Here is a 3,395-nt window from a genome sequence, read left to right on the forward strand (position 1 = left end):
TCGTTTTGTTGGGGTAAGCACAATGGCGTTACCTAATAGCACTAAGCTAAACCCTGCAAAGGTATTTGCGTGCCATTCAAAGCCTTCAAAAAAGCTACTCAGTGTTACTGCCACTAATGGGAATAAAACAATAACGTAGCTGGCTTTTTCAGGGCCTATATTTTTTAGTAGTGCAAAGTAACAACCAAAAGCGATTACTGTGCCAAATATTGATAAATAAAGTAATGATAACCAGTAGCTAGTTGGGGCGTTTAAACTAAATTGCACATCGTTCATTAATACATATAAAGCTAAGCTTATAGCACTATATAACATGCCCCATGCATTGCCCTGCAATACGCCAATTTGCTTACGAGAATTACGAACGCTTACCATGTTGCCCAATGAAGCCACAAAGGTGCCACCAAGGGCAAGTAGTAACCCGACCAATGCACCATTACTTAAGTCGAACTGCTGTAACTGTGGCCAAAACAGACACGTAATACCTAATACAGCGAGTGCGGCACCGGTATAAATTCGTTTTGAGATAGGCTTACCAAAAAATAGTCGAGTGTTAACTATGTTCATAACCAGCAATAGTGAAAAGGCGATAGAGGTCATAGCGGAGGTTAAGTAATTTTGTGCCCAGTAAAGCATTAAGTAATTTAAGGCAAAATTACAAATAGCCAACAAAGCAAAAAAGCCATGATCGATTAATGAAAAGCGCATATCCGGTTTTTTGTACGCTACATATAACCACATTAAAAGCGCTGCAATAGCAAAGCGATAAAATAACGATAGCTCTACCGCAATATCACCTAGCTGAAATTCGATGGCTAACCAAGTAGAACCCCAAATTAAAACGGTTGTAATGTATAGCGCTGCACTTTTCATGGTTAGTCTCCAAAGCCCGATTGAATGGCTATTTTAAGACCTATCTGTATACTTACCATATACAGAAAAGTAAAAATGTAACCTATACAGATTTGGATGCGTGATGATAAGACAAAAAAATAGCCAGGGGCATGAGTTTCTATATCAGCAAGTTATTCAGTTGATCAGAGATATGAGCGCCCAGCAGGTTTTACTCCCTGGCGAAAAACTTCCATCACTGCGTAAAATGGCAGATAACTTAAACATTAGTATTCCGACAGTGAAGCAAGCTTATCAAACACTTGAAGATCAGGGGTTAGTAGAGGCACGTGAAAAATCAGGGTATTTTTTAAAAGTCGTTAGCATGGCGCATAATTTACCTAAGCGAGTTAAATTAAGTCGCGAACCTGTTGTGGTAAATAAACAAGCCTTAATAGAGCAGGTATACAGTGCGATTCATCAAGCTAACGTAGTCCCTTTTGGTATCGCTAATCCTATAGCCGCTGCACCTACCGATAAAGCACTAGCCAGAAATATGCGCCGAGTAATGACAATTGCCGGCAGTAAAGCCATTAACTATGGGCCAACAGATGGATTTGTGCCGCTGAAAAAGCAATTGGTGCATCGCTATTTAGATTTTGGTATTGGCATAAATATGGACGAGCTTGTGATCACCAATGGTGCACAAGAAGCCATGGCTATTGCACTTAAGTGTGTGACAAAGCCAGGCGATGTAGTTGCCATTGAGACGCCTTGTTATCACGGGATTATAGAGCTAATAGAGAGCTTAGGCCTCAAAGCGCTCGAAATACCATTGTGCCCAGATAATGGCATTTGGTTGAGCGATTTAGAACGTGCTTTAAACGAGCATGACATAAAAGCGTGTTTATTCTCGACTGCAATTAGTAACCCTGTAGGCAGCTTTATGCCAGATAAAAACAGGCAGCAGCTGGTGGAGCTACTTGAAAGTTATGACGTAGTGCTTATTGAAGATGACGTATACGGCGATTTATATTTTACGGCAAAACGAGGCACACCTGCTTTAGCGTACTCTAAAAAAGGATTAGTGATTAGTTGCTCATCTTTTTCTAAAACGGCAGCGCCGAGCTATCGTGTAGGTTGGTTAGTTGCGGGTAAATTTGCAACGCAAGCAAGGCGATATAAAAGAGCACTAAGTTGCTCTGCTTCGTTAATAAACCAATGGACGTTATCTGAGTTTATTGCCAGTGGTGAGTACGACCGAAATTTAAAAGTACTTAGGCAACGCCTGCGCGATAACAAAGAGCGTATGCGATGGTGCTTACAACAAGCTATGCCAAAAAATACACGTATAAGCGATCCAAAAGGAGGCTGCGTTATGTGGCTAGATTTAGGAGGCGAGTACGATAGCCAAACATTGTTTTTACTTGCGCTTGAGGTTGGTATTAGTATTACCCCTGGGCTTGTTTTTTCGGCCTCTAATAAATATAAAAGCTGCGTAAGATTAAGTTATGGTGTGCAATGGAACGCGCAAATTGAGCAAGCAATAGTTACATTGGGTAAGCTTACTTTATTAGCTAAAAAATAAGTCAACGAAATACAAAAAAGCAGCATTTAAGTAAACTTAAGTGCTGCCAAAGGGATGTTAAATAACGTTTGCTGTACTAATTTTGTTTAAAGCTAAATAACTGGTAACCTTCAAGCTCAGGCACTTGCATTACTAATTGCTCTTCTTGTTTTGCAATATCAGCAAAGTTTCCACATAAAGAGTTGGCACGTTCTTCAAGTGCGCTTGCATGTAGCTCTACTTTTTCTTCTATTTGTGCACCCATATTTTCCATACGTTGTTCAAAGGCATCCATATCACCGCCTGAACCAAGTAACTCAGAACCTAAAGCTACTAAAATACTGCCCATTGATTGCATCACTGCTGATTCAACCGCTGTTTCTATCTGCTGCTCAAATTGTTGTTCAAAGTTTTCGCCAAATTGATTAAAACTTTGTTGGCCCATCACAAATGTACCTTGTTGGTAAAATGTGTTTTCTACTTCGATTTTAATGTCATCCATAAGCTCTGACATATTATCAAGGCCGTCAATATTAAATGCATTGCCTACTTCTTCTAATGCTACTCCGGCAATTTTAACACCCTCAAGCGCTATATTGGCTACTTCAGGTAATTGTGTGCGTAAACTATCAGAGTACTTGTTTAGCGCTTCGCGTTGTGAGCTATTTAGTGCTACAAATTCGCCATTTACGGTTAAGTCACCATGGCTATTAAACTGCATGGTTTTATTGTTGGCGGTAAAAATTTCCAATTCGTTTGGCTTAATGCGCACATCATTTTTAAATTCGACGTTACATTCATCATTACTAAATGAAATTGCAGAATCGTTATCGTTATGAGCCATAGCGGCTGGCGTACAAATTAATGCGCTAACTAATAGTAATTTTTTCATGTTTGTTCTCTACTTTTTGTTGATGACGATTAACTAATAACAAGTTTGGTGCCAGTTTTATTTTTTAATATAAAACATATGGTTAACTGTTTTTGTTTGTTTTTT

The 3,395-nt window shown here is 39.3% G+C and carries 3 protein-coding genes; 1 reads left to right on the forward strand and 2 read right to left on the reverse strand.

Translation table 11 applies throughout. The annotated features are described in order from the left end of the window. Positions 1-873 (reverse strand): DMT family transporter (locus H5072_RS14935; RefSeq protein WP_182693966.1); only part of this gene is annotated, 873 nt, incomplete at its 3' end. Positions 874-976: 103 nt separating this feature from the next. Here H5072_RS14935 and H5072_RS14940 point away from each other — a divergent pair. Next, positions 977-2,419, forward strand: coding sequence for a PLP-dependent aminotransferase family protein (locus tag H5072_RS14940; RefSeq protein WP_182693967.1), 1,443 nt, complete (start codon positions 977-979; stop codon positions 2,417-2,419). A gap of 76 nt (positions 2,420-2,495) precedes the next feature. On the opposite strand, the gene H5072_RS14945 is transcribed toward H5072_RS14940, so the two are convergent. Beyond that, entirely contained in the window at positions 2,496-3,290 is a 795-nt protein-coding gene (locus tag H5072_RS14945) for a YggN family protein (protein ID WP_182693968.1), read from the reverse strand. Positions 3,291-3,395 lie beyond the last annotated feature (105 nt).

The organism is Pseudoalteromonas sp. SR45-5, assembly GCF_014163565.1.
GTDB classification, from domain to species: Bacteria; Pseudomonadota; Gammaproteobacteria; order Enterobacterales; family Alteromonadaceae; genus Pseudoalteromonas; species Pseudoalteromonas distincta.

Bases quoted from the DNA above. Each gene is read 5' to 3' on its own strand.
- H5072_RS14940 (WP_182693967.1), top strand. From the start codon at position 977: ATGATAAGACAAAAAAATAGCCAGGGGCATGAGTTTCTATATCAGCAA.
- H5072_RS14945 (WP_182693968.1), bottom strand. From the start codon at position 3,290: ATGAAAAAATTACTATTAGTTAGCGCATTAATTTGTACGCCAGCCGCT.